Raw genomic sequence first — 21,075 nt, forward strand, 5'->3', positions numbered from 1 at the left:
GAGGGGGAATCAAGATGAGCGACGCAACTGTCATCATTCATGTCCGCTTTTTCAATGACGGCACCGTGCAAGAGATCGGTGAGCGTCCGGCGAGCCTTTCCAGCCAGGAGTGGTTCACCAAGCTGACGAACGCATACGCCATGGACTACATGGCGCTGTCGGGCGGTCGCGGCGCCTTCAAGCTGACGCCGGAAAAGCTGGACGTCGCCAAGAGCGCCACGCTTCAGTGACAGAACAGGCAATCCGGGTTCGACGAGAGGAGAAACACAAGTGCTGAGCGCAATCAAAACGGGGTTTGAGCGAGGCCTCGTGATACCCTATCTCGGACCCGGCGTGCTGACGCTGGCGACGGGCGGGAACCCTGTTCCCGCCTCCCCCGAAGAACTGGTCGTGCAGCTGACCAAGGCTGCGACCGTTCCGCACAAAATCCGCAATAATCTGACCGCTGCGGCGCAATACATCGAGAATTTCAAGCATCGCAAAACCATCTCCGCCGCGATGAAGAAAGCTTTCGAGGTGTCGCCCGATCCGAGCGTCCTGCACAATTGGATCGCCGAGCGGCCGCATCTGCCGCTGGTCGTCAATGCGTGGTACGATGATCTTCCGCAGAAGTCTCTCGCGGTGCGCAAGAGCTGGGGCGTTGTGCAAGGCGTGTCGCAAGCCGAACATTTCGGCTATTGGGTGAATTATTTCCGACCCGACTTGTCGCTCGTGCCAAATAAGGAATTCGTCCGAGACGGGTCTGGCGCGAAGGCTCCGGCGGAGGCTCCCGAAGAAACGTTGTCTTGGGAGACGCTGCTCTATCAGCCGATCGGCTCAGTCACACCGGCTGCGAATTTCGTCATCTCGGACTCCGACTATGTCGAGGTCCTGACAGAGATCGACATTCAGACGCCGATCCCGGAAGCGGTTCAATCGATCCGCAAGGGTCGCAGCTTTCTCTTCCTCGGGTGTCGCTTCGCCACGCAGCTCGAGCGCAATTTCGCTCGGCAGATCATGAAGCGTTCTTCGGATCAGCATTGGGCTGTGATCGAAGGCCCGTTGACGAAAAACGAAGCGAAGTTCCTCGCGGAGCAGAACATCACGCGCATCGAGACGCCGCTCGCCGAATTCGTCGCGAGCCTCACCGGGCAGCCGGTCGTCGTCTCGACCGCCGACGCAGCGGCTTGATCGGCGCCAGCGTCGTCGGAGATCAGTCAAATCCAGGACAGAAAAATGCTCGAAGAACTTCCGGTCGTGTTCAAATACCATGTGTTCACATGCTTTCAGCAACGTCCGCCGGGACATCCCCGCGGTAGCTGCACCACTTCCGGCGCGAAGCCGTTGTGGGATCGGCTGCAGGCCAAGCTCGGCGCTCAGCCTTTGCCCGATGTCTCGATGACGGCGACGGGATGCCTCGGCTTCTGCCGCGCCGGCCCGCTGATGGTCGTCTATCCGCAAGGCGTTTGGTATGCGCCGCGGACCGAGGCGGATATCGATGAAATCGTTCAGTCGCATTTCATCGACGGAAATCCTGTCGAGCGCTTGATTATCGTGCCGCAGCTCTAACGACGACGTAAAGAGAGTTCGAAAACGCCCGCGGTCTCCGCGGGCGCTTTTCGTTTGTGAGGCGCGCAAAATTGGCGCGCCCAAAACAAAAAGGCCGGAGCAAGCGGCTCCGGCCTCGATCGCATTCGAATACGTTCGTCGAATGTCAGAGAACAGTCAACGGAATGGCGACTCCTTGGCGACGGCCCAGAAGAACGTCCACTTTCTGCCGCACGAACTCGACGGTCAGCGGCTTCACGATATAGCCGTGAGCGCCCGCGGCCTGGCTCTCTTTGCCGAAGCCGCTCTGAAGCGAGTCGACGATCACCAGCACCTTCACGCCGGATATGCGTTGCGGAATTTCCTTCAACATAGGAAGGCCCGCCGCCTTCACGACATTTTCCGCCAAAATCAAAAGATCGGGCTTCGCCGAGGCGGCCTTGTCGAAGGCGGCGTCGAGGCTTCCGACCTCATGGGTCTCGTATTCGTCGTGCAGCATGAACTGAAGCGCCGCCCGAATGATCTCGTCGTCGTCGACGACGAAAATGCGCTTGTTTTCGACCGCCCTGGACGTTTCGACGCCGATTTGCATCTCGCCTGCTCCGTAGTTTGACTGCCCGCTTTGTAAGCAATCGCTATGCCGTGCCAATGCCGACAATCCCGACGACGCTTGTCCGATTCTTACAATAGTTCCGAACGAGCCTGTCGCCTAAATGCCCTTCGTCCGATTCCGAGCATCACTGTCGGCTTTGACACACCCCCGCAGGCGCTCCGACCCGCAAAGCTAACTATTTGATTTACTGTCGTCTATTGACCCCTCCGAGGGGCTGGCACGCTGCTTGCGAGACAGGGCCCGCAAGGCGAGTGGCTGCGGATTGGGCGGCCCCGATCACAAAGGGGGCGATCAAGCAACCGGCGCCGGGCTCGGTCGGTAAAGACGACTTCGGCCTGCGCACCGTGCGCGCCGATCGCAATGAAACGGTATCTTAAGGAGACAGAAATGTCAGAACTTCGACAGATCGCGTTCTACGGCAAGGGCGGTATTGGCAAGTCCACGACCTCCCAGAACACTCTCGCGGCTCTCGCCCAGCAGGGCAAGAAAATCCTGATCGTCGGCTGCGATCCCAAGGCCGACTCGACCCGTCTGATCCTGCACGCCAAGGCTCAGGACACCATCCTTTCCCTGGCCGCCGAAGCCGGTTCGGTCGAGGATCTCGAGCTCGAAGACGTCATGAAGGTCGGCTTCGAAGACATCCGTTGCGTCGAGTCCGGTGGTCCGGAGCCGGGAGTTGGCTGCGCCGGCCGTGGCGTTATCACCTCGATCAACTTCCTCGAGGAGCAGGGCGCTTACGACGGCGTCGACTACGTTTCTTATGACGTGCTCGGCGACGTGGTCTGCGGCGGCTTCGCGATGCCGATCCGTGAGAACAAGGCTCAGGAGATCTACATCGTCATGTCCGGCGAGATGATGGCCATGTATGCTGGCAACAACATCTCCAAGGGCATTCTGAAGTATGCCAACTCCGGCGGCGTGCGCCTGGGCGGGCTGGTCTGCAACGAGCGCCAGACCGACAAGGAGTACGAGCTGGCCGAGTCCCTGGCCAAGAAGCTCGGCACTCAGCTGATCTACTTCGTGCCGCGCGACAATATCGTTCAGCACGCCGAGCTGCGCCGCATGACGGTCATCGAGTATGCGCCCGATTCCGTGCAGGCCGGTCACTATCGTTCGCTGGCCGAGAAGGTCCATGCCAACAAGGGCAATGGCATCATCCCGACCCCGATCACCATGGACGAGCTCGAAGATCTCCTCATGGAGCATGGCGTGATGAAGGCCGTCGACGAGTCGCAGGTCGGCAAGACCGCGGCTGATCTGGCCGCGATCGCGTAATTCGCCTGAAAGTCCAAGGCCCGGCCTCATACGGGGCCGGGCCGTTCTTTCAGACACGGTTAACTGGAAAGGGATGGCGTCATGAGCCTGGCTCAACCCGAATCGATCGAAGACCTCAAGGCGCGCAATAAAGCGCTGATCAAAGAGGTTCTCGAAGTTTATCCTGAAAAGACCGCCAAGCGCCGCGCGAAGCACCTCGGCACGTTCGAGGATGGCAAGCCGGATTGCGGCGTGAAGTCCAACATCAAGTCGATCCCCGGCGTGATGACGATCCGTGGCTGCGCTTACGCCGGTTCGAAGGGCGTCGTGTGGGGCCCGATCAAGGACATGATCCACATCAGCCACGGCCCGGTCGGCTGCGGTCAGTATTCCTGGGCGTCTCGTCGTAACTACTACATCGGCGTGACGGGCATCGACACCTTCGGCACGATGCAGTTCACCTCGGACTTCCAGGAAAAGGACATCGTGTTCGGCGGCGACAAGAAGCTCGCCAAGCTGATCGACGAAATCCAGGAGCTGTTCCCCCTCAACAAGGGCATCTCCGTTCAGTCCGAGTGCCCGATCGGCCTGATCGGCGACGATATCGAGGCGGTCTCCAAGGCGAAAACCAAGGAGTACAACGGCCATACGATCGTCCCGGTTCGCTGCGAAGGCTTCCGTGGCGTGTCGCAGTCGCTCGGCCATCATCTGGCCAACGATGCGATCCGCGACTGGGTGTTCGACAAGATGGAGGGCAAGCCCGCTCTCTTCGAATCGACGCCTTATGACGTTGCGATCATCGGCGACTACAACATCGGCGGCGACGCCTGGTCTTCGCGCATTCTGCTCGAGGAAATGGGCCTCCGCGTCGTTGCGCAGTGGTCGGGTGACGGCACGATCGCCGAGCTCGAGGCGACGCCTCGCGCGAAGCTCAACGTGCTGCACTGCTACCGCTCGATGAACTACATCTCCCGTCACATGGAAGAAAAGTACGGGGTTCCGTGGGTCGAGTACAACTTCTTTGGTCCGTCGAAGATCGAAGAGTCGCTGCGCAAGATCGCCAGCCACTTCGACGACAAGATCAAGGAAGGCGCTGAGCGCGTCATCGCCAAATATCGTCCGCTGATGGACGCGGTGATCGCCAAGTACCGTCCGCGCCTCGAAGGCAAGAAAGTCATGCTGTTCGTCGGCGGTCTCCGCCCGCGTCACGTGATCGGCGCCTACGAGGATCTCGGCATGGAGATCGTCGGCACTGGCTATGAGTTCGGCCACAACGACGACTATCAGCGCACGACTCACTATGTGAAGGACGGCACGCTGATCTATGACGACGTGACCGGCTACGAGTTCGAGAAGTTCGTCGAGAAGATCCAGCCCGACCTGGTCGGCTCTGGCATTAAGGAAAAGTACGTCTTCCAGAAGATGGGCGTTCCTTTCCGTCAGATGCACAGCTGGGACTACTCCGGCCCGTATCACGGCTATGACGGCTTCGCGATCTTCGCTCGCGACATGGACATGGCGATCAACTCGCCGGTCTGGAAATTCGCCAAGGCGCCCTGGGCGGCTTGATCGACTGAGTTGCAAACGCTCTCTTCGCGAACGGGGTATCCCCCCGTTCGCGTTGGAGAGACCGAGGCCGGGTCGCCGCCTCGGTCCGAGAGGGCGGGCGCTCGCGGACAACGAGGGGAATCGACATGCCACAGAATGCAGATAACGTCCTCGACCATTTCAACCTATTCCGCCAGCCGGAATACCTCGAGATGTTCGAGAAGAAGAAGAAAGAGTTCGAGAATCATCACCCCGACGCCGAAGTCGAGCGCGTCCGCGAGTGGGCCAAGACGAAAGAGTATCAGGAAAAGAACTTCGCTCGCGAAGCTCTGACCGTCAATCCGGCGAAGGCCTGCCAGCCGCTCGGCGCGGTGTTCGCCTCGCTCGGTTTCGAGCAGACGATCCCGTTCGTCCATGGTTCGCAGGGCTGCGTGGCCTATTATCGTTCGCACTTCTCGCGTCACTTCAAGGAGCCGACCTCTTGCGTCTCCTCCTCGATGACGGAAGATGCGGCGGTGTTCGGCGGCCTCAACAACATGATCGACGGCCTGGCCAACACCTACAATATGTATAAGCCGAAGATGATCTCCGTCTCCACCACCTGCATGGCGGAAGTCATCGGCGACGACCTGAACGCCTTCATCAAGACGTCGAAGGAAAAGGGCTCGGTCCCGGCCGATTACGACGTTCCGTTCGCTCACACCCCGGCCTTCGTCGGCAGCCACGTCACCGGCTACGACAATGTGATGAAGGGCATCGTCGAGCATTTCTGGAACGGCAAGGCGGGCACCGCTCCCAAGCTCGAGCGCGTTCCGAACAATTCGATCAACTTCATCGGCGGCTTTGACGGCTATGTGGTCGGCAATATCCGCGAAGTGAAGCGTATCTTCGAATCGATGGGCGTCGAATATACGATCCTCGGCGATCCGAGCGATGTGTGGGATACGCCGACCGACGGCGAGTTCCGCATGTATGACGGCGGGACGAAGCTCGAGGACGCGGCCAACGCGATCCATGCGAAGGCGACCTTCTCGATGCAGCACTTCTCGACCGAGAAGACGTTGCCGCTGATCGCCGCGAGCGGCCAGGAGACCTACTCCTTCCATCATCCGGTGGGTGTCCGCGCGACCGACGAATTCCTGATGAAGGTTTCGGAAGTCACCGGCAAGCCGATCTCGAAAGAGCTGACTCGCGAGCGTGGCCGTCTCGTCGACGCGATCGCCGACTCTTCCGCGCATCTGCACGGCAAGCGTTTCGCCATCTATGGCGATCCGGACCTCTGCTATGGCCTGGCCGCCTTCCTGATGGAGCTCGGCGCCGAGCCGATCACCGTGCTCGCCTCCAATGGCGGTAAGCTCTGGGAAGAGCAGATGAAGCAATTGTTCGCCAGCTCGCCGTTCGGCAAGAACTGCACTGCGTATGCCGGCAAGGATCTCTGGCATTTGCGTTCGCTGCTGTTCACGGAGCCGGTCGACTTCCTGATCGGCAACACCTACGGCAAGTATCTCGAGCGCGACACCGGCACGCCGCTGATCCGCATTGGCTTCCCGGTCTTCGATCGCCACCACTATCATCGCTATCCGGTGTGGGGTTATCAGGGCGGCCTGAACGTCCTGGTGTGGCTGCTCGACAAGGTGTTCGACGAGATCGACCGCAACACCAACGTCGTCGCGAAGTCGGACTACAGCTTCGACATCATTCGCTGACCTTCACGAGCTTCCGCCGGGTCGCAATCGACCCGGCGGAACAACAAGAGCCTGATCCGTCGGGTTGATCGCCGCGCCAGCGCAATGAGTGCGCCGAGTGGGAGGCGATGGCCATTGCAGGAGGCGCGGATGAGCACGCTGGCCGCAAAAGTTCAAGAAGTTTTCAACGAGCCCGGTTGCGACAAGAACAAGGGCAAATCCGAGAAAGAGCGAAAGAAAGGCTGCACGAAGCAATTGGCGCCAGGCGCCGCAGCCGGTGGATGCGCTTTCGATGGCGCCAAGATCGCTCTTCAGCCCATCACCGACGTCGCCCATCTCGTTCACGGTCCCATAGCCTGCGAAGGCAACTCCTGGGACAATCGCGGAGCCAAGACATCTGGCTCCAGCCTCTACCGCACGGGCTTCACGACGGATATCGGCGAGACCGACGTCGTCTTCGGCGGTGAGAAGCGCCTCTACAAGTCGATCAAAGAGATCATCGACAAATACGATCCGCCAGCGGTCTTCGTTTATCAGACCTGCGTTCCGGCGATGATCGGCGACGATATCGATGCGGTCTGCAAAGCTGCCGCGAAGAAATTCAACAAGCCCGTTATCCCCGTGAACTCGCCCGGCTTCGTCGGGCCGAAGAATCTCGGCAACAAGCTCGCGGGCGAGGCGATTCTCGAACATGTGATCGGGACGCAGGAGCCGGAATATACGACGCCCTATGATATCAACATCATTGGCGAATATAATCTGGCGGGTGAGTTGTGGCAGGTGAAGCCTCTGCTCGACGAGCTCGGCATTCGCATCCTGTCCTGCATTTCCGGCGACGGCAAATATAACGAGGTCGCCTATTCCCATCGCGCCAAAGCGTCGATGATGGTTTGCTCGAAAGCCATGATCAACGTCGCTCGCAAGATGGAGGAGCGCTACGACATTCCCTTCTTCGAAGGGTCGTTCTACGGCATCGGCGATATGAGCGATTCGCTTCGTGAGATCGCGCGGCTTCTCGTCGAGCGGGGCGCTCCGGCGGAGCTGAAGGATCGCACCGACGCAATCATCGAGCGCGAGGAAGCGCGCGCCTGGGCGCGCATCGCTCCCTATAAGGAGCGCCTCACTGGCAAGAAGGTTCTGCTCATCACGGGCGGCGTCAAATCCTGGTCCGTCGTCGCCGCGCTGCAAGAAGCCGGCATGGAGCTCGTCGGCACCAGCGTCAAGAAGTCCACCAAGGAGGACAAGGAGCGCATCAAGGAGCTGATGGGTCAGGACGCCCATATGATCGACGATATGACGCCGCGCGAAATGTATAAAATGCTCAAAGACGCGCAGGCGGATATCATGTTGTCGGGCGGCCGCTCGCAGTTCATCGCGCTCAAGGCCAAGATGCCCTGGCTCGATATCAACCAGGAGCGTCATCACGCCTATGCCGGCTATGAGGGCATGGTCGAGCTCGTTCATGAGATCGACAAGGCGCTGTTCAACCCCGTATGGGAGCAGGTTCGTCGTCCGCCGCCGTGGCAGGAAACGACCTGGGAAGAGCGAGCGAACGCCGCGATTGCCGCCGAAGCGGCCGAGCTCGCGGCTGATCCGGTCAAGGCCGAGCAGGTGCGTCGTGAGAAGCGTGTCTGCAAATGCCACAATGTGAATGTCGGCGCCCTTGAGGACGCGATCGTGGCGGGTTCGTTGACCACTGTCGATGCGCTGGCCGAGGCGACCCACGCAGGCACGGGTTGCGGCGGCTGCCGCGACACGATGGAACAGATGATCGAGGCAGCCAACGCCGGTGGCGCGGTTCCTGCATCGAAAGCGGCGTGAGGCGCTCCGATGGCTAGAGTCGAAGTTTCCAAAAAGGCCTGTGCGGTCAACCCGTTGAAGATGAGCCAGCCGATCGGCGGCGCGCTCGCCTTCATGGGCGTTCAGGGATGCATGCCGCTGCTGCATGGGTCACAGGGATGCACATCTTTTGGGCTTGTGCTGTTTGTTCGACATTTTCGTGAAGCCATTCCACTTCAGACGACCGCGATGAGCGAAGTCGCCACGGTGCTGGGTGGTTTGGAGAATGTCGAGGAGGCGGTCGTCAATATCGCGAAACGCGCCAAGCCCGAGATCATCGGGATTTGCTCGACCGGCGTGACCGAGACCAAAGGCGACGACGTAGACGGCTACATTCAGCTCATCCGGCAGCGTCATCCGGAGCTCGATCACATGGGCATCGTCTATGTGTCGACTCCCGACTTCAAGGACGCTTTCCAGGATGGTTGGGGCAAGACGGTCGCGAAGCTCATCGAGGCTTTCGTGCCGGCGAATGCAACTCCCATTCAGCGTGCGCCGCAGAGGGTGAATGTGTTGCCTGGGTGCCATCTAACGCCCGGCGATATCGACGAGCTGCGAGACATTATCGAAAGCTTCGGGCTCGAGCCGACCTTCTTGCCCGATCTCTCGGGATCGCTCGACGGGCATCTGCCCGAGGATTTCACGCCGACGACGCTCGGCGGCACGACTCGTGACGCTATGGCGCAGATGGGTTCCGCCGCTTGGACGATCGCGGTCGGAGAACAGATGCGCTTGGCGGCGACGACATTGGAGCGGCGCGCCGGGGTGCCCTTCGTTCTCTTCGATCGCCTCACCGGGCTCGCGCCCAATGATGAGCTTATCGAGTTTCTCTCACGCATCAGCGGCCGTCCTGTGCCGTTGAAGTTCAAGCGGCAGAGAGGGCAGCTCGTCGACGCCATGCTCGACGGACATTTCCATTTCGGCGCCAAGAAGGTGACCATCGGCGCCGAGCCGGATCTTCTCTTCGCGATCGGTTCATGGCTGATCGAGATGGGCGCGAATGTTACGGCCGCGGTGACAACGACCCATTCGGCCGTGCTCGAAAAGCTCGCGATCGATGAGGTTCTGATCGGCGATCTCGAAGATTTGGAAAATCGTTCGAAGGGCGCCGATTTGATAATGACCCATTCGCATGGGCGTCAGGCGTCGGAACGTCTCGGCGTGCCGCTCTTCCGACTCGGCCTTCCGACTTTCGATCGTCTCGGCGCAGGTCACGAGCTGACGGTCGGCTATAGAGGGACGCGGACGCTGATCTTCAATATCGGCAATATGTTCATTTCGCAGGCGCATGAGCCCGGTCCGGACACTTGGCGCCGCGAAGATGAGAATGTCACGCATTTCGGGGGCGAGCCGGCTCCCGAGCTGGTTCAAATAACCGCGATGGCCTGACCACGAGGAGGCAGCATGAAAGTCGCATTCGCCACCCAAGACCTCGAACGCGTCGACGCCCATTTCGGTTGGGCGAAGAATATCGCGATCTACGAGCTGACGGCCGATGGATATAGCTTGGTCGAGACGATCCAGTTCCAGGGCGATCTGCAGGAAGACGGAAACGAAGACAAGCTTCAGCCGAAGCTCGAGGCGATCAAGGATTGCGCGATTCTCTACATTGCGGCGATCGGCGGCTCCGGCGCTGCGCGCGTGGTGGCGTCCGGCATTCACCCGATGAAGGTGGCGCAGCCCGAGAACATCGTCGATCTGCTGGAGAAGCTGAAGGTTGTCCTGCAGGGCGCGCCGCCGCCGTGGCTGCGCAAGGTGATCACGAAGGGCCAGGAACGTACCTTCGATTTCGAGGAAGAGGCTGCAAATGGCTGAGACGGAGACGATTACGGCGAGTGATGCGGCTGACAGCATCTTCGTCAAGGAACTCATCAAGCAGTGGCGCGCGCAGGACACGCACGGCACTTGGGAGAACAAGAAGGACCTCGATCTCATCAAGCCGTATATCGTCGACAAGGAAGCGCGTAAGGCGCTCCCGCTGATCGGCGATCCGGATCCCGAGATCCTCTGGCGCGTCGAGCTCTTCTACAATGCGGTCGCTCTGTCGATCGAGCGCGCCACTGGCGTGATGGTTCAGCCGATGATCAAGATGAGCCACGAAGGCTTTGGTCGTCAGGTTCTCATCGCTGGACGCCTCATCGTCGTCAATAAGCAGCTGCGCGACGTTCATCGTTTCGGCTTCGACAATCTCGACAAGCTGTCTGAGGAAGGCACCAAGCTCGTCAACTCCGGCGTCGAGATGGTCGAGAAGTTTCCGGAAGTCGCGCGTTACTGATTTCGAAGGAGAGTGGAAAATGAGCTCCGTCGACGAGCTGAAGGCCGAGATCAAGAAGCTCTCTGCCAAAGCGACAAATATGAAGATGAATCTGCACGACCTCTCGGAAGAGCTGCCGATCAATTGGGGCACGATTCTCACCGTCGCGCAGGAGGCCTATGAGGCGTATTCGGCTCTCGAGGCCGCGCGCCAGAAGCTCAAGGAATTGGAGACGGCGTGATGGGGGCGTTCAAAACGAGAGGCGGCGCCGATTGGACGCCGTCCTATCTGACAGATATCAACCCCGCGACCTGTATCGGCTGCGGACGTTGCTTCAAGGTCTGCCCGCAGGACGTGATGGCGCTTTATGGCGTCGATGCGGAGGGAACCATCCTCGGAATCGTCACTGACGGTGACGATGACGATGATTTCGACGGCGAGCTCAATCGGAAAATCATGAAGGTCGAAAGGGAGCAGGATTGCATCGGCTGCTCAGCGTGTTCCAAGGTGTGTCCGAAGGACTGCCAGACGCACGTCCCCGTGGACCAGCTGGCCGGCTGATCCGATGGCTTTTCTCTCCGAGGATCGTCGCGCGGAGAGCAGGCTCGGGCAGCCCGGTCTGGATTCGACTGACATTTACGTGCGTTTGCGGTCGCGTCCGAGTGATTTCGGACGCGACGACCCGTTTACGGCCCATGTGTTCTGCTGCGTGTTGGCGCTGGGTCTGAGCGAGGCGGCAGGGCGGCCCGGTGGGCTCGCCCAGTCTCTCGCGCTGGGGCGCGAGGAGATATGCCGGCTGATAGATCGTTGGGCGCCCGAGGCACGTTTGCTGCTGGATTTAGCGGCGGAGCCCGAGACGATCGAGCTGGATGACGAAGAAGATCAAATTCGGCAATTATTGTTGCGATTTCGCGGCGACGCGTCGGAGGAGTCGGGCTGGCTCGCCTCGATCCTCACAAAACGGTCTATGTCCCCACGGCATTTGTGGCAGGACCTCGGGCTCGCGAAGAGGGACGAGCTCGGCCGTTTGATGCAGGAGCGCTTTCCGAGCCTCGCATCGCGTAATGTCAATCATATGAAATGGAAAAAGTTTTTTTATCGCTCCTTGTGCGAGATGGAAGGCTTTGTTCTTTGCGCGGCCCCGACATGCCGGGAATGCAGCGATTTCCATGACTGCTTCGGCGACGAGAGTGGCGAGAGCGCCTTAGCCCGCCTGTCTCATGGCAAGCCCTCGAATTCCTGATCGATCTCGAGATTTGGCGCCCTTTTTCAGCGACAAATGGCGCTGAAATCGCGGAATTTCGTGCATTTCGAAGGACAATCGCCATCCGTGTCGGAACTCCGACATTGTGGGAATGCGAACAGCCGCGAGCCCTGCGAATCGACTGATTCAGGATGGTAAACCCGTGTGGCATAGCGGTTGCTTCCTCTATGACGGATAGTTTTCCGGGAAGAGGTTAAGCAAATGATCGAACTCACAGACAACGCGCTGAACGCGGTGCGTTCGGCAATTTCGGGCGCCGGGCAGGAGGTCGAGGGTCTGCGCATCATGGTCGAAGCGGGCGGCTGCGCGGGTTTCCAGTATACGATGGGCCTCGTCAATGAGAGCAACCCCGCGGATCATGTCTTCGAGCGCGACGGCGTGAAGGTTTTCGTGGAGGAGGGCTCGCTCGCTTATCTCGACGGCACGCGCGTCGATTTCGTCAGCGGTCTCGAGGGCGCGGGTTTCACCTTCGACAATCCCCAGGCCAAATCCAGCTGTTCCTGCGGCAAGTCGTTCGGTTGATCGTCTTCGGGGGAGAGCGGCGATGTGGGAATATTCCGACAAGGTCCAGGAGCATTTCTTCAACCCTAAGAACGCTGGCGTTCTCGACGGCGCCAATGCGATCGGCGAGGTCGGCGCCCTTTCCTGCGGCGATGCGCTCAAGCTGATGCTCCATATCGACCCTGTGACGGAGATCGTTCTCGAAGCCAAATTCCAGACTTATGGCTGTGGCTCTTCGATCGCTTCCTCCTCGGCTCTGACCGAGCTCGTCATCGGCAAGACGCTCGAGCAGGCGCGGGCGGTCACCAATCGCGACATTGCGGATTTCCTCGGAGGGCTTCCGCCGGAGAAAATGCATTGCGCGGTGATGGGGCATGAAGCGCTTCAAGCGGCGATCGCCAATTTTCGCGGCGAGGTCTGGCGGCCGGAGCACGAGGAGGCGGCGCTCGTCTGCAAATGTCACGGCGTCGATGCGAGGGCGATCGAGCGCGCGATCCGCGACAATGGTCTGTCGACGGTCGAGCAGGTCGGCGCCTTCACCATGGCGGGCACCGGCTGCACGACCTGCTATGAGCAGATCGAAGATATTTTGCTTCGGGTAGCGACCGAGGCTGCGGCTGCGTCTGCCGCTTCAGCGGCTCCGCAGGTGGCGGAAATCGCACGTCCAGAGACGGTGGCGGCCGCTCCGGCTCCGGCTCCTGTCGCGCCGCGGCCGGGCTCGCTCAATCTTTTCAGCGCCGCCGTGCGGGCCGCGTCGACAGCGCCGGCTCCTGCGAAGCCGATCGTGCGGCCAGCTGCGGAATCTTCGCCGCTCTCCCCGGCCTCGCCGCTTCCGCCGCCTTCGGCCGGTATGACGAATCTGAAGAAGATTCGACTGATCGAGGAAACGATCGAAGACCTCCGCGTCTATCTGCGCAAGGACGGCGGCGACTGTGAGCTGATCGACGTCGACGGCTCCAACGTGCTGGTCAGTCTCACCGGCGCATGTGTGGGCTGTCAAATGGCGAGCGTCACTGTCTCGGGAATTCAGGAGCGGCTCATGGCCAAATTGGGCGTGCCGATTCGCGTGATCCCGGTCGGTCGCAACGCTCATTGAGGAGTGCGTCATGAAGGCGATTTATCTCGACAATAACGCGACGACCCGAACCGATCCGTCGGTGGTGGATGCGATGCTCCCCTTCTTCACGGAGCATTTCGGCAACGCCTCTTCGGCTCACTCTTTCGGGGCGGAGGTCGGGACCGCGGTGAAGGCCGCGCGGCAGCAGCTTCAGCAGCTGCTCGGCGCGACGCATGACCACGAGATCATCTACACCTCGGGCGGCACGGAGAGCGACAACGCAGCCATTCTATCGGCGCTCGAGGCGCTGCCGGATCGCAATGAGATCGTGACGTCCAAGGTCGAGCATCCCGCGATTCTGTCGCTCTGCGAGCATCTCGAGAAAACCGGCCGCGCCAAGGTTCATTTCATCGGCGTCGACGGTTCCGGCCAGCTCGATATCGAAGCCTATCGCGCCGCGTTGTCCGACAAGGTCGCCGTCGTGTCTCTGATGTGGGCGAATAATGAGACCGGGACGATTTTCCCGGTCGAAGGCCTCGCCGAGCTAGCTAAGGAGCATGGCGCTCTGTTCCATACAGACGCTGTGCAAGCTGTCGGCAAGACCCCGATCTCGCTCAAGGACAGCGCGATCGACATGTTGTCGCTGTCTGGCCACAAGCTACACGGTCCGAAGGGAATCGGTGCGCTCTATGTGAAGAAGGGCGCGCGTTTCAAGCCGCTGATCCGCGGCGGTCATCAAGAGCGAGCGCGTCGCGGCGGCACGGAGAATGTGCCAGCGATCATCGGCCTCGGCAAGGCGGCGGAGCTCGCGCTCCAGCACATGGCCGAGGAGCAGGGCCGCGTGAAAGAGCTGCGCGATCGGCTGGAGAAAGCGGTTCTGCAGCGCGTTCCCAATTGCATCGTCAATGGCGATCGCCATGACCGTCTGCCCAACACGACCAATATCGCTTTCGAATATGTCGAGAGCGAAGCGATCCTGCTGCATCTCAATCGCGGGGGCGTCGCTGCTTCGTCGGGCTCGGCCTGCACCTCGGGCTCCATGGAGCCGAGCCATGTGCTTAAGGCGATGGAGATTCCCGAGGCTGCGCTGCATGGCGCGGTGCGTTTCTCCTTCTCGCGGGACAATGTGTCCGAGGATGTCGATCGCGTCGTCGAAGCCCTGCCGGGGATTGTCGAGAAGCTGCGCGAGATGTCTCCTTTCTGGGCGGATGCGGAGAAGAAGACCAACGACTCCAAGCCCGTTTTTGCGTGATAGGCGGCTCCCGTGAACGGCGATCAACCCCGCATCTTCATCAATGACACGACGCTTCGCGACGGTGAGCAGGCGCCGGGCGTCGCCTTCACCGCCGCGGAAAAGCTCGCGATCGCGCGCGCTCTTGCGGCCCTCGGCGTCGATGAGATCGAGGCGGGGACGCCGGCTATGGGCCGGGACGAAATCGAGTCGATCGCCGCGATCGCCACGGACGGTCTGCCGTGTCGGGTGATGGCCTGGTGTCGGCTGAGCGAGAGCGACGTCGACGCCGCGCTCGCAGCGAATGTCGCACATGTGAACGTGTCGTCGCCCATGTCGCGATTGCAGATCGGCGTGAAACTGTCGACGGATGTCGATGGCGCGGCGGCGCGGGTGGAGCGTGTGGTCGCCTATGCGCGTTCGAAAGGGCTGACCGTGGCTCTCGGCGGCGAGGATTCCTCGCGCGCCGACCCGCGCGACATCGGTCGCATCGCACGGGCGGCCGCGGCGGCGGGCGCGACGCGTTTTCGCTTCGCCGACACGCTCGGGACGCTCGATCCCTTCGCGACCTATGAGTCGATACGGCGCGTGCGCGAGGAGACCGATCTGCCGATCGAGTTTCACGGCCATGACGATGTCGGCCTCGCCACCGCCAACACGCTCGCAGCGGTGCGCGGCGGCGCGACGCATGCCTCCGTCACCATGCTCGGTCTCGGCGAGCGCGCCGGCAATGCGGCGCTCGAGGAGGTCGCGCTCGCGCTCGGCCATGTCGCGCATGGGCGCACCAATATCGATCTCAAGCGTCTGCAAGGCGTCGCGCGGCTCGTGGCGGCGGCGGCGCGCCGCAAGATCGGCCGCGCCAAGGCGGTGGTCGGGTCCGACATATTCACGCATGAATCCGGCATTCATGTCGCGGCGCTGATGAAGGATGTGCGCACCTATCAGGGCCTCGATCCCGCGCGGCTCGGACGGCGGCACCGCATCATCATCGCCAAGCATTCGGGCTTGAGCGCGATTCAGAAGAAATGCGCCGAGATCGGTGTCGATCTCGACCGTGAGACGGCCGCGCGCCTGCTCGATCATGTCAAGCGTCGCGCTCTGGACCAGAAGGGTCCAGTCAATCGCGGAGAGTTCATTCGTCTCGTCGATCGGGCGCAGGCGGAGGCGGCCATAGCGGCGCGGCATGATGTCGGAGGCGTGTCATGAGTCCCATTTCGATTGTCGACACGCCGCGCGTCGCGCCCAGCAAAGGCCTGTTCGCGCTGATCCGTGAGGATGTCGGCTGCGTCGCGCAGCGCGATCCGGCGGCGCGTAGCACGCTCGAGGTGGTTCTGCTCTATCCGGGCGTGCATGCGCTGATATGGCATCGCATCGCCAATCGCCTGTGGCGCGGCGGCCATAAGTTCTCGGCGCGGGCGCTGTCGTGGTTCGGCCGTCTCGTCACCAATATCGACATTCATCCCGGCGCGACGATCGGCGTACGCTTCTTCATCGATCATGGCGCCGGCGTCGTCATCGGCGAGACGGCGACCATCGGCGACGATGTGACCATGTATCACGGCGTCACTCTGGGCGGCACCTCCTGGTCCGTGGGGCGTCGCCATCCAACAGTCGGCGATGGCGTGCTGATCGGCGCCGGCGCCAAGATATTAGGGCCGATCAGCGTCGGCCCGCGCGCGCGCATCGGCGCCAATTCTGTCGTCATCGAGGATGTTCCGCCAGAGATGACTGTGGTCGGAATTCCCGGCCGCGTGGTGCGCGAGCAGCGGCGCCGCTCGGGGGTCGATGGCCGCATCGATCTCGAGCATCACCTCATTCCCGATCCGGTCGGCGACGCGATCTCCGTGCTCATCGACCGCATCGATTTTCTCGAAGCGCGGCTCGCACATCTACAAGTGCGCGTCAGCGAAGGCTCCCATCGGCAAGTCGGAGACAACAAGCCATGAGCATATTGGACGATCTGCGCAAATTGTCGGCGGCCGAGGAATTCTTCGACCTTCTCGGCGTCGAATACGACCCCAACATCGTGCGGCACTCGCGTCTGCATATTCTGCGACGCATGGGCGAGTATCTTCACAAGGCGGCGCCCGAGGGCGCGTCCGACGACGAGGTGCGCGAAGCCTGCCGTGAATTTCTCGCGAAAGCGTATCAGGACTTCACGAAATCGTCTCCGATCGAAGAACGGCTTTTCAAAGTGCACAAGGACGCTGTAAAGCCGAAAGAGGAGCCGAAGAAGCCCTTCGTGCCGCTCACAACGGTCACGACGTCGAACGGATGAAGATCGAAACACAAGTCGGGATGGCGAGAGGAAGAGACACATGAAGATACTTGTCTGCATCAAGCAAGTTCCCGACAGCGCCCAGATCCGCGTGCATCCCGTCACCAACACGATCATGCGGCAGGGCGTGCCGACGATCATCAATCCCTATGACCTCTTCTCGCTAGAGGAAGCGCTGAAGCTGCGCGACAAATTCGGCGGCGAGGTCACGACCTTGACCATGGGTCCGCCCATGGCCGCCGATGCGTTGCGCAAGACGATGGCGATCGGCGCCGATCGCGCGATTCTGCTCACCGATCGTTTCTTCGCCGGCGCGGACACTCTGGCGACGACCTATGCGCTCGCTCAGGCGATCAACAAGATTCAGAAGACCTGGGGCGCTCTCGATCTCGTCTTCACCGGCAAGCAGACGATCGACGGCGACACGGCGCAGGTCGGTCCGGGTGTGGCGAAGCGTCTCGGCCTTCTGCAGTTGACTTATGTCTCCAAGATCGTCGAAGCCGATGAGGAGAAGCGCGAGGTCGTGATCGAGCGTCGCGCGGAAGGCGGCACGCAGGTTCTGAAGACGAAAATGCCTTGCCTCATCGCCATGCTCGAGGGGACGAACGAGGTGCGTCGCGGCTCCATTTCGGATTCGCTGCGCGCGGCGCGCGCCGATATCATCACCTGGAGCGCGAAAGACGCGGAGATCGAAGACCTCACGAAATGCGGGCTGAAAGGCTCGCCGACGATCGTGAAGAAAGTCTTCGCTCCGCCGGTGCGGACCGATCGCGCGGCCTTCGTGGAGCCGGGAAAGAACGCGGGCGATTCCGCCGACGTGCTGATCGAGGCGATCTTCAAGCGCCATCCTGCGCTCGAGGACGACATGACGAAACTGGCCAGTGGGTTCTAAAGGAGAAGCGAAAATGTCCGACAAGCCCGCCCCCGCCGCGCCGCAGCAGAGCCGCGCCAGCGCGAAAAAGGAGCTCCCGGAGCATTTCCGCGGCTACAAGCACGTCTGGGTGTTCGTCGAGCTGGAGCGCGGCGAGGTGCATCCGGTGTCCTGGGAGCTGCTCGGCGCCGGCCGCAAGCTCGCGGATCAGCTGAACGTCGATCTCGCCGCCGTCGTGCTCGGCTCGCCGGGAGACGCCACGCGCAAGGCCGTCAACGAGTCCTTCTTCTACGGGGCCGATCTCGCCTATCTCGTCGAGGATTCGATCCTCGGCGATTATCGCAACGAGCCTTACTCGAAGGCCGTCACGCAGCTCGTCAACACGCATAAGCCCGAGATCCTGCTGCTGGGCGCGACGACGCTCGGCCGCGATCTCGCCGGCTCGGTGGCGACGACCTTGCTCACCGGCCTCACCGCCGATTGCACCGAGCTCGCGGTCGACGCCGATGGTTCGCTGGCGGCGACGCGGCCGACCTTCGGCGGCTCGCTGCTCTGCACGATCTATACGTTGAACTATCGGCCGCAGATGGCGACCGTGCGTCCGCGTCAGCTGCCGACTCCTGTGCGCGACGAGACGCGCACAGGTCGTGTGATCGAGTTCAAAGCCGATCTCGACGAAGACACGATCATCACCAAGCTGCTGAAGTTCATTCCGGACCGCGAGTCGGCGAAGAGCAATCTCGCTTTTGCCGATGTCGTCGTCGCCGGCGGGCTCGGCCTGCAGAGCGCGGAGAATTATCAGCTCGTGCGCAATCTCGCGACCGTGCTCGGCGCCGAGTTCGGCGGCTCGCGTCCTCTGGTGCAGAAGGGCTGGATCAGCTCCGATCGCCAGATCGGCCAGACCGGCAAGTCGATCCGTCCCAAGCTCTATATCGCCGCCGGCATCTCCGGCGCGATCCAGCATCGCGTCGGCGTCGAAGGCGCCGATTGCATCGTCGCGATCAACACCGACAAGAATGCGCCCATCTTCGACTTCGCGCATATCGGCATAGTGACCGACGCCATTCGCCTGCTGCCGGCGCTGACCGAAGCATTCCGCAAACGTCTCTCGCCCGAGAACGCAGACCGGCTCGCCGGCTAACCCGAGGAGATCATCATGATCGAAGAGAAATTCGACGCGATCGTCATCGGGGCCGGCATGGCCGGCAACGCTGCGGCCTATACGATGGCCTCGCGCGGTCTGAACGTCCTGCAGCTGGAGCGCGGCGAATACGCCGGCTCCAAAAATGTGCAGGGCGGCATTCTCTATGCCGACATGCTGGAGAAGATCATTCCGGATTTCCGCGAGGAGGCGCCGCTTGAGCGGCATCTCATCGAGCAGCGGTTCTGGATGATGACCGACCGCTCGCATACGGGCATGCAATATCGTTCGGATGACTTCAACGAAGAGAAGCCGAACCGCTACACGATCATCCGCTCCCAGTTCGATCGCTGGTTCAACAAGCAGGTGCAGGGCGCGGGCGCGATCGTCATCAGCGAGACGACCGTCACCGAGCTGGTCAGCGACGCTTATGGCAAGGTGATCGGCGTGCGCACGGATCGCGCCGGCGGCACGGTCTTCGCCGATGTCGTCGTGCTGGCGGAAGGCGTCAACGGCCTGCTCGGCGCGCGCGCTGGTCTGCGGCCGACGCCGCGGCCCGAGCATGTCGCGCTCGCCGTGAAAGAAATGCATTTTCTCCCGCGCGAGACGCTCGAAGCCCGCTTCAATCTGCATGGCGACGAAGGCGTCGTGATCGAGGCGGCCGGCACCATCTCCAAGGGGATGACCGGCATGGGCTTCGTCTATACGAACAAAGAGAGCATTTCTGTCGGGTTTGGCTGCCTGGTGTCGGATTTCGCCGAAAACCAGGAGACGCCCTACGGCATGCTGGAGAATTTCAAAAAGCATCCGTCGATCGCGCCGCTGCTCGAGGGCTCGGAAGTGAAGGAATATGCCGCGCATCTCATTCCCGAGGGCGGCTTCAACACGATTCCGGAGCTGTTCGGCGATGGTTGGGTTGTCGTCGGCGACGCCGCGCAGCTCAACAATGCGATCCATAGAGAAGGCTCGAATCTTGCTATGACGTCCGGCAGGCTCGCGGGCGAGGCGATTTTCCAGGTGAAGTCCCGCCGCGATCCAATGACGAAGCAGAATCTGGCGCTCTACAAAAAATTCCTCGATGACAGCTTCGTCATGAAGGATCTGAAGAAATACAAGGACATGCCGGCGTTGCTGCATACGCAGGCGCAGAATTTCTTCCTCACCTATCCGACACTCGTGTCGAAGGCGATGGAGAATTTCCTACGCGTCGACGGCACGCCGAAGATCGAGAAGGAAAAGGCGTCAGTCCGTGCTTTCCGTGAGAAGCGCTCGCTGACGGGACTGTTCGGAGATGCATGGCGTCTGGCGCGCGCCTGGCGCTGAGAGGAGGAATCGCGATGTCGACGCAAGCTGCGCGAGTCGAGGAGAAGCTGTTCCAGAACCGCTATCTCGTCGATCAAGGAAAACCCCATATAGTCGTGCAACCGCACACGACGCCGTCCAAGAATCTCGTGGCGATGACCAAGATCTGCCCGGCTGGCTGCTATGAGCAGAACGCCTCGGGCCAGGTCGAGATCACGCCGGACGGTTGTCTGGAATGCGGCACTTGTCGTGTTCTCTGCGAGCCGCAGGGCGATATCGTGTGGAACTATCCGCGCGGCGGCTATGGCGTGCTGTTCAAATTCGGCTGAGCGCGACCGACGCGCCGCGCGTCGGCGCGTCGGCGAAGTGTGCATTTCCAGACGAGGCAGACGCCGGTTCGGCGTTCGATGCGCCTCGAAGCATGAGCCTAGAGTCTTGTTCCCGTTCCGCTGAGACGTGGAAAGACTCTAGACGCGAGGATGTTCGATGACGGTCGCGCAATTGATCGAAGTGCTGAAGGACATGCCGAGCGAAGCCGTGGTGATCCTCGAGGGAGACGGCGCCTTGGCGCGTCTCGTCGGGGTGAATTTGGAAAAAAGCGTGATGGTGGGATTGCCCGACGAGGTCGTCCTGTCCACCGACTGCGAAGAATAAGGCCGCCCCGCTCGGGGCGCGACCGTCCGACGCAGGATCTCGTCGCCGACGAGGCT

The 21,075-nt window shown here is 61.3% G+C and carries 25 protein-coding genes; 24 read left to right on the top strand and 1 reads right to left on the bottom strand.

Annotated elements, in window-relative coordinates; all coding sequences use genetic code 11:
- The first annotated feature begins 14 nt into the window (after positions 1 to 14).
- The 3 genes from A1351_RS15055 (at position 15) to A1351_RS15065 (ending at position 1,548) form a co-directional block, all read left to right on the top strand.
- A complete protein-coding gene (locus A1351_RS15055) occupies positions 15 to 230 on the top strand; it encodes a hypothetical protein (RefSeq protein ID WP_024881137.1) in 216 nt (71 codons plus the stop codon).
- Positions 231 to 309: 79 nt separating this feature from the next.
- Positions 310 to 1,170, top strand: coding sequence for an SIR2 family protein (locus A1351_RS15060; RefSeq protein ID WP_245267395.1), 861 nt, complete (start codon positions 310 to 312; stop codon positions 1,168 to 1,170).
- Between the two features lie 45 nt (positions 1,171 to 1,215).
- Positions 1,216 to 1,548 (top strand): ferredoxin, encoded by a 333-nt coding sequence (locus tag A1351_RS15065; RefSeq protein WP_024881135.1) that lies wholly within the window; start codon positions 1,216 to 1,218, stop codon positions 1,546 to 1,548.
- Positions 1,549 to 1,693: 145 nt separating this feature from the next.
- Here the strand turns inward: A1351_RS15065 and A1351_RS15070 are convergent, their stop codons facing one another.
- Positions 1,694 to 2,119, bottom strand: coding sequence for a response regulator (locus A1351_RS15070; RefSeq protein ID WP_024881134.1), 426 nt, complete (start codon positions 2,117 to 2,119; stop codon positions 1,694 to 1,696).
- Positions 2,120 to 2,527: 408 nt separating this feature from the next.
- Between A1351_RS15070 and nifH the strand changes: the two genes are divergently transcribed.
- The 21 genes from nifH to A1351_RS25420 all read left to right on the top strand — a co-directional run bounded on the left by nifH (position 2,528) and on the right by A1351_RS25420 (position 21,019).
- Positions 2,528 to 3,415: a nitrogenase iron protein gene (gene nifH, locus A1351_RS15075; RefSeq protein ID WP_024881133.1), complete on the top strand. Its 888-nt coding sequence runs from the start codon at positions 2,528 to 2,530 to the stop codon at positions 3,413 to 3,415.
- Between the two features lie 81 nt (positions 3,416 to 3,496).
- Positions 3,497 to 4,963, top strand: coding sequence for a nitrogenase molybdenum-iron protein alpha chain (gene nifD / locus A1351_RS15080; protein WP_024881132.1), 1,467 nt, complete (start codon positions 3,497 to 3,499; stop codon positions 4,961 to 4,963).
- Positions 4,964 to 5,088: 125 nt separating this feature from the next.
- Positions 5,089 to 6,648, top strand: a complete 1,560-nt coding sequence (gene nifK, locus A1351_RS15085; RefSeq protein ID WP_024881131.1) for a nitrogenase molybdenum-iron protein subunit beta — start codon at positions 5,089 to 5,091, stop codon at positions 6,646 to 6,648.
- A gap of 129 nt (positions 6,649 to 6,777) precedes the next feature.
- On the top strand, positions 6,778 to 8,448 hold the full coding sequence (nifE, locus tag A1351_RS15090) for a nitrogenase iron-molybdenum cofactor biosynthesis protein NifE (RefSeq protein ID WP_064033392.1): 1,671 nt from the start codon (positions 6,778 to 6,780) through the stop codon (positions 8,446 to 8,448).
- Positions 8,449 to 8,457: 9 nt separating this feature from the next.
- Positions 8,458 to 9,855, top strand: a complete 1,398-nt coding sequence (nifN, locus tag A1351_RS15095) for a nitrogenase iron-molybdenum cofactor biosynthesis protein NifN (protein ID WP_064033383.1) — start codon at positions 8,458 to 8,460, stop codon at positions 9,853 to 9,855.
- A gap of 15 nt (positions 9,856 to 9,870) precedes the next feature.
- Entirely contained in the window at positions 9,871 to 10,281 is a 411-nt protein-coding gene (gene nifX, locus A1351_RS15100) for a nitrogen fixation protein NifX (RefSeq protein WP_024881128.1), read from the top strand.
- Complete coding sequence (locus A1351_RS15105; RefSeq protein ID WP_024881127.1) at positions 10,274 to 10,741, top strand: NifX-associated nitrogen fixation protein; 468 nt, start codon at positions 10,274 to 10,276, stop codon at positions 10,739 to 10,741. The genes nifX and A1351_RS15105 overlap by 8 nt, the downstream gene beginning before the upstream one ends.
- A 19-nt stretch (positions 10,742 to 10,760) precedes the next feature.
- Positions 10,761 to 10,961, top strand: a complete 201-nt coding sequence (locus A1351_RS15110) for a CCE_0567 family metalloprotein (RefSeq protein ID WP_024881126.1) — start codon at positions 10,761 to 10,763, stop codon at positions 10,959 to 10,961.
- Positions 10,961 to 11,281, top strand: coding sequence for a ferredoxin III, nif-specific (fdxB, locus tag A1351_RS15115; RefSeq protein WP_083967343.1), 321 nt, complete (start codon positions 10,961 to 10,963; stop codon positions 11,279 to 11,281). Before A1351_RS15110 ends, fdxB begins: the two co-directional genes overlap by 1 nt.
- A 4-nt stretch (positions 11,282 to 11,285) precedes the next feature.
- Positions 11,286 to 11,963: a nitrogen fixation protein NifQ gene (locus tag A1351_RS15120; protein WP_064033384.1), complete on the top strand. Its 678-nt coding sequence runs from the start codon at positions 11,286 to 11,288 to the stop codon at positions 11,961 to 11,963.
- 222 nt (positions 11,964 to 12,185) lie between these two features.
- Positions 12,186 to 12,506 (top strand): iron-sulfur cluster assembly accessory protein, encoded by a 321-nt coding sequence (locus A1351_RS15125; RefSeq protein ID WP_024881123.1) that lies wholly within the window; start codon positions 12,186 to 12,188, stop codon positions 12,504 to 12,506.
- Between the two features lie 22 nt (positions 12,507 to 12,528).
- Positions 12,529 to 13,581 (top strand): Fe-S cluster assembly protein NifU, encoded by a 1,053-nt coding sequence (gene nifU / locus A1351_RS15130; protein ID WP_024881122.1) that lies wholly within the window; start codon positions 12,529 to 12,531, stop codon positions 13,579 to 13,581.
- 10 nt (positions 13,582 to 13,591) lie between these two features.
- Complete coding sequence (gene nifS / locus A1351_RS15135; RefSeq protein WP_024881121.1) at positions 13,592 to 14,794, top strand: cysteine desulfurase NifS; 1,203 nt, start codon at positions 13,592 to 13,594, stop codon at positions 14,792 to 14,794.
- A 12-nt stretch (positions 14,795 to 14,806) separates the two neighbouring features.
- Positions 14,807 to 15,979, top strand: a complete 1,173-nt coding sequence (nifV, locus tag A1351_RS15140; RefSeq protein ID WP_064033385.1) for a homocitrate synthase — start codon at positions 14,807 to 14,809, stop codon at positions 15,977 to 15,979.
- A complete protein-coding gene (gene cysE / locus A1351_RS15145) occupies positions 15,976 to 16,719 on the top strand; it encodes a serine O-acetyltransferase (RefSeq protein ID WP_024881119.1) in 744 nt (247 codons plus the stop codon). Before nifV ends, cysE begins: the two co-directional genes overlap by 4 nt.
- The gene (nifW, locus tag A1351_RS15150) at positions 16,716 to 17,051 is read left to right on the top strand and encodes a nitrogenase stabilizing/protective protein NifW (RefSeq protein ID WP_018267935.1); all 336 of its coding nucleotides are present in this window, start codon (positions 16,716 to 16,718) and stop codon (positions 17,049 to 17,051) included. The genes cysE and nifW overlap by 4 nt, the downstream gene beginning before the upstream one ends.
- A 40-nt stretch (positions 17,052 to 17,091) precedes the next feature.
- Positions 17,092 to 17,943, top strand: a complete 852-nt coding sequence (locus tag A1351_RS15155) for an electron transfer flavoprotein subunit beta/FixA family protein (RefSeq protein WP_024881118.1) — start codon at positions 17,092 to 17,094, stop codon at positions 17,941 to 17,943.
- Between the two features lie 13 nt (positions 17,944 to 17,956).
- Entirely contained in the window at positions 17,957 to 19,063 is a 1,107-nt protein-coding gene (locus A1351_RS15160) for an electron transfer flavoprotein subunit alpha/FixB family protein (RefSeq protein ID WP_024881117.1), read from the top strand.
- Between the two features lie 15 nt (positions 19,064 to 19,078).
- Positions 19,079 to 20,386, top strand: a complete 1,308-nt coding sequence (locus A1351_RS15165; protein ID WP_018267938.1) for an FAD-dependent oxidoreductase — start codon at positions 19,079 to 19,081, stop codon at positions 20,384 to 20,386.
- A 14-nt stretch (positions 20,387 to 20,400) separates the two neighbouring features.
- Positions 20,401 to 20,694, top strand: a complete 294-nt coding sequence (locus A1351_RS15170; RefSeq protein WP_024881116.1) for a ferredoxin family protein — start codon at positions 20,401 to 20,403, stop codon at positions 20,692 to 20,694.
- Positions 20,695 to 20,851: 157 nt separating this feature from the next.
- The gene (locus tag A1351_RS25420; RefSeq protein ID WP_166671825.1) at positions 20,852 to 21,019 is read left to right on the top strand and encodes a hypothetical protein; all 168 of its coding nucleotides are present in this window, start codon (positions 20,852 to 20,854) and stop codon (positions 21,017 to 21,019) included.
- Positions 21,020 to 21,075 lie beyond the last annotated feature (56 nt).

Origin of the sequence: Methylosinus sp. R-45379 (genome assembly GCF_001644125.1) — a bacterium.
Lineage (GTDB): Bacteria > Pseudomonadota > Alphaproteobacteria > Rhizobiales > Beijerinckiaceae > Methylosinus.

What these genes read in the sequence shown, in the direction of transcription:
- A1351_RS15055 (WP_024881137.1), top strand. Translation starts at nt 15, where the DNA reads ATGAGCGACGCAACTGTCATCATTCATGTCCGCTTTTTCAATGACGGC.
- A1351_RS15065 (WP_024881135.1), top strand. Translation starts at nt 1,216, where the DNA reads ATGCTCGAAGAACTTCCGGTCGTGTTCAAATACCATGTGTTCACATGC.
- A1351_RS15070 (WP_024881134.1), bottom strand. Translation starts at nt 2,119, where the DNA reads ATGCAAATCGGCGTCGAAACGTCCAGGGCGGTCGAAAACAAGCGCATT.
- nifH (WP_024881133.1), top strand. Translation starts at nt 2,528, where the DNA reads ATGTCAGAACTTCGACAGATCGCGTTCTACGGCAAGGGCGGTATTGGC.
- nifD (WP_024881132.1), top strand. Translation starts at nt 3,497, where the DNA reads ATGAGCCTGGCTCAACCCGAATCGATCGAAGACCTCAAGGCGCGCAAT.
- nifK (WP_024881131.1), top strand. Translation starts at nt 5,089, where the DNA reads ATGCCACAGAATGCAGATAACGTCCTCGACCATTTCAACCTATTCCGC.
- nifE (WP_064033392.1), top strand. Translation starts at nt 6,778, where the DNA reads ATGAGCACGCTGGCCGCAAAAGTTCAAGAAGTTTTCAACGAGCCCGGT.
- nifN (WP_064033383.1), top strand. Translation starts at nt 8,458, where the DNA reads ATGGCTAGAGTCGAAGTTTCCAAAAAGGCCTGTGCGGTCAACCCGTTG.
- nifX (WP_024881128.1), top strand. Translation starts at nt 9,871, where the DNA reads ATGAAAGTCGCATTCGCCACCCAAGACCTCGAACGCGTCGACGCCCAT.
- A1351_RS15105 (WP_024881127.1), top strand. Translation starts at nt 10,274, where the DNA reads ATGGCTGAGACGGAGACGATTACGGCGAGTGATGCGGCTGACAGCATC.
- A1351_RS15110 (WP_024881126.1), top strand. Translation starts at nt 10,761, where the DNA reads ATGAGCTCCGTCGACGAGCTGAAGGCCGAGATCAAGAAGCTCTCTGCC.
- fdxB (WP_083967343.1), top strand. Translation starts at nt 10,961, where the DNA reads ATGGGGGCGTTCAAAACGAGAGGCGGCGCCGATTGGACGCCGTCCTAT.
- A1351_RS15120 (WP_064033384.1), top strand. Translation starts at nt 11,286, where the DNA reads ATGGCTTTTCTCTCCGAGGATCGTCGCGCGGAGAGCAGGCTCGGGCAG.
- A1351_RS15125 (WP_024881123.1), top strand. Translation starts at nt 12,186, where the DNA reads ATGATCGAACTCACAGACAACGCGCTGAACGCGGTGCGTTCGGCAATT.
- nifU (WP_024881122.1), top strand. Translation starts at nt 12,529, where the DNA reads ATGTGGGAATATTCCGACAAGGTCCAGGAGCATTTCTTCAACCCTAAG.
- nifS (WP_024881121.1), top strand. Translation starts at nt 13,592, where the DNA reads ATGAAGGCGATTTATCTCGACAATAACGCGACGACCCGAACCGATCCG.
- cysE (WP_024881119.1), top strand. Translation starts at nt 15,976, where the DNA reads ATGAGTCCCATTTCGATTGTCGACACGCCGCGCGTCGCGCCCAGCAAA.
- nifW (WP_018267935.1), top strand. Translation starts at nt 16,716, where the DNA reads ATGAGCATATTGGACGATCTGCGCAAATTGTCGGCGGCCGAGGAATTC.
- A1351_RS15155 (WP_024881118.1), top strand. Translation starts at nt 17,092, where the DNA reads ATGAAGATACTTGTCTGCATCAAGCAAGTTCCCGACAGCGCCCAGATC.
- A1351_RS15160 (WP_024881117.1), top strand. Translation starts at nt 17,957, where the DNA reads ATGTCCGACAAGCCCGCCCCCGCCGCGCCGCAGCAGAGCCGCGCCAGC.
- A1351_RS15165 (WP_018267938.1), top strand. Translation starts at nt 19,079, where the DNA reads ATGATCGAAGAGAAATTCGACGCGATCGTCATCGGGGCCGGCATGGCC.
- A1351_RS15170 (WP_024881116.1), top strand. Translation starts at nt 20,401, where the DNA reads ATGTCGACGCAAGCTGCGCGAGTCGAGGAGAAGCTGTTCCAGAACCGC.
- A1351_RS25420 (WP_166671825.1), top strand. Translation starts at nt 20,852, where the DNA reads ATGACGGTCGCGCAATTGATCGAAGTGCTGAAGGACATGCCGAGCGAA.